The organism is Streptomyces sp. NRRL WC-3549, from assembly GCF_000721935.1.
Classification (GTDB): Bacteria; Actinomycetota; Actinomycetes; order Streptomycetales; family Streptomycetaceae; genus Streptomyces.
On record NZ_KL585405.1, the window covers coordinates 45,747 to 48,769 of the forward strand.

General features: G+C 73.8%; 3 protein-coding genes. 2 read left to right on the plus strand and 1 reads right to left on the minus strand.

Annotated features, from left to right (window positions below):
- A partial coding sequence (locus tag IH13_RS0118205; RefSeq protein ID WP_031085738.1) for a CDP-glycerol--glycerophosphate glycerophosphotransferase occupies positions 1 to 524 on the plus strand: 524 nt, incomplete at its 5' end.
- Positions 521 to 1,669: a glycosyltransferase gene (locus IH13_RS0118210; RefSeq protein WP_031085740.1), complete on the plus strand. Its 1,149-nt coding sequence runs from the start codon at positions 521 to 523 to the stop codon at positions 1,667 to 1,669. The genes IH13_RS0118205 and IH13_RS0118210, both read left to right, overlap by 4 nt.
- Before the next feature lie 50 nt (positions 1,670 to 1,719).
- Here IH13_RS0118210 and IH13_RS0118215 read toward each other — a convergent pair.
- A partial coding sequence (locus IH13_RS0118215; RefSeq protein WP_031085741.1) for a CDP-glycerol glycerophosphotransferase family protein occupies positions 1,720 to 3,023 on the minus strand: 1,304 nt, incomplete at its 5' end.

Here is a 3,023-nt window from a genome sequence, read left to right on the forward strand (position 1 = left end):
GCAGGCGCAGGCGGCGGCGGCTCCCGCTGGACGCCGCACGCTTCGCGGAGCGCTTCGGCGACCGGTACACGCTCCTGGTACGGGCGCACTACCTGGAGGCGGCGAGCCTGCCCGCCTGCCCGCCCGGGACGGTCGTGGACGTCTCGGACCACCACGACACCGGCGAACTCCTCGCGCTTGCCGACGTCCTGGTCACCGACTACTCGTCGATCATGTTCGACTACGCGCTCCTGGACCGGCCGATCGTCCTGTTCGCCCCCGACCTCGACGCGTACGCGGCCGAGCGGGGCAGCTACTTCGACCTGCGGGAGAAGGCCCCCGGGCCGGTGGCCGAGACCGAGGACGAGCTGTTCGCGGTGGTGGAGCGCCTCAAGGCCGCCGACACGGGTTTCCAGGCGGCGCGTGCAGCCTTCGCCGAGGAGTTCGGCGGCTACGACCGGGGGGACGCTGCACGCACCGTGGTGGACACCGTCTTCGCCCGGCACCTGTCCCGCACCACCCGCACCGGGGAGGACCGCCCATGACCGGCGTCCGCGACGTCTTCATCGTCGCCAACAGCACCGACGAACTCGGCGGGGTGACGGGCTGGACGCACCGCACCGCCCACCTCTTCCGGGAGAAGGGCCACCGGGTGCACGTCATCGGGGTGCACGCCGCCGAGCTGAAGATGGCCCTGCCCGAGGAGCCCGGGTACCCCGTCACCGCGCTGCACCCGGAGCACCCGCCGACGCCCTGGTCGCCCAAGGGGGTGCGGGACCGCCTCCGGGTCCCGTCCCGGCTGCGGGAGGCGGCCCGGGCGGCCCGCAAACGGCAGGCCGTGGACCGGCTCTCCGGGATCTTCCGGGCCGCACGGCCGGGAGGGGTGGTGATCGTCACCCAGGTCTGGGCGATGGAGTGGGTCGGCGAGGCGGACACGGCCGGCCTCACCGTCATCGGGATGAGCCACGAGTCCTACGACTACTCGCGGGCGAGCCACCGCTACCGCTGGATCAGGAACCACTACGCCGGCCTGGAGCGCTGGCTCGTCCTCACCGAGGAGGACGCCGACATCTGGGCCGGTGACGGCATGAACAACGTGGGCTTCATGCCCAACGCCCTGGCCGCGCTGCCCGCGGTGCCCTCGCCGCGCACCGGGAAGTCGGTGGCGAGCATCGGGAGGCTCACCGACCAGAAGGGCGTCGACATGCTCCTGGACACCTGGGCGCTGGTCGCCCCCCGACGGCCCGACTGGACCCTGGACGTCTACGGGGCGGGCGAGGACGAGGCGGCCCTCAGGGAGCAGTGCACCGCCCTGGGCCTCGACGGTTCGGTGCGGTGGAGGGGCCGTACCGACGACGTGCCCGGGGCGCTCTCCCGTTCCTCCGTCTTCGTCCAGTCCTCCCGGGGCGAGGGGTTCCCGCTCGCGCTGATGGAGGCGATGGCCAGCGGAGTGCCGTGCGCGGCCTTCGACTGCGCCCCGGGGGTGCGTGAGATCGTGCGGGACGGCCAGGACGGGCTGCTCGCGCCCGCCGGTGACGTCGGCGCCCTCGCCGACCGGCTGCTGCGGCTCACCGGCAACCCCCGGATGCGGGACGCGATGGGGGACCGGGCGCGGACCGGTGTCCAGCGGTTCTCCGAGGCCGAGATCGTGCGCCGCTGGGAGGAGCTGTTCGCGCTCCTGGAGCGCTGAACGGCGCGCCGGCCCCGGGGCGTCCGGCCGCCCCGGGGCCGCGTGCGGCCTCACCCGTTGGTGTACTCCCGCACCGTCACCTGGCGGGGTACTCCCGAGGGCTGCCGGCCGCCCGAGGACACGGGCAGCGCCGGCCCCGACGTGTCGCCGAGGAAGATCCGGCGTACCACCCGCTCCGCCGCGTGCCCGTCGTCGTACGGGCAGAACCGGGCCCGGAACGCCGCCCGGCGCTGGGCGGAGCGCGGGCCGCGCCAGTGGTCGGTCGCGAAGATCCCGTGCAGCTCGTCCTGGTCGCGGGCGACCGCCCCCGGCGGGAAGGACTCCAGGTCGAAGTAGGTACCGCGCGCCGCCTCGTACGCCCGCCGGTCCTCCAGGTGCAGGACGACGGGGCGGTCCAGGTTGACGTAGTCGAACATCAGCGACGAGTAGTCGGTGACCAGTGCGTCGGAGGCGAGGCAGAGCTCCTCGACGGACGGGTGGGCGCTCACGTCGAGGAGCCGCGGATGGAGGGAGCGCCCGGCCGTGGTCCCGGAGGCCGTGTCGAGGTAGTGCGAGCGTGCCAGGACCACGAAACGGGGACCGAGCACCCGGACGAACCGGTCGAGGTCCAGCGGGTGGTGTCCGTCGCGCCGGTAGTCGCGGTGGGTCGGGGCGTACAGGAGGGCCGTGCTGCCCTCCGGGACGCCCAGCCGCTCGCGCAGCCGGGCGATCTCCTCGGGGCGGGTGCGGTGGAAGACGTCGTTGCGCGGGCTGCCGTACTCCAGCGTGGTGTACCCGGCCGGGTAGGTGCGCTCCCACACCAGGGTGGAGTGCTGGTTGGCGGAGAGCGAGAAGTCCCACTTGTCGATGTTGCGCAGCAACTGGTCGAAGTCCATGGTCCCGGCCGCCGCCGGACGGTGCACGAGGTCGGTCCCCATCGTCTTCAAGGGGGTCCCGTGGTGGGTCTGCACCAGGATCTGGCCGTGCCTCTTGACCAGCCGGCGGTCGAAGTTGACGTTGTTGACGAGGTACTTGGACCGCGCCAGGGCCGTCCAGTAGGCGGCCGTGCCCGGGTGCAGCACCCGGGTGGCCCCGGGCACGGTGTGCGCGTCCTCGGGGCGGCAGATCCAGGAGGTGCGCAGCCCAGGGACGAGCGCGCGTGCGGTGGCCTCCAGGGCGGCCGGGCTACAGGTGTAGCCGCGGTTCCAGTACGCGGCGAAGACGGCGTCGTCCGGACGCACCGGCAGGCACAACTGGAGGCGGTAGTGCAGCTGGAGGGCGGCCGCGCGGGCCGCCCGGCGTGCCAGGGCGGCGGCGCCCCGCGCCCGGCAGTACAGCCGCTGAGCGGCCCACAGGGCGCGGTAGGTGCGGTGGG

Bases quoted from the DNA above. Each gene is read 5' to 3' on its own strand.
- IH13_RS0118210 (WP_031085740.1), top strand. From the start codon at position 521: ATGACCGGCGTCCGCGACGTCTTCATCGTCGCCAACAGCACCGACGAA.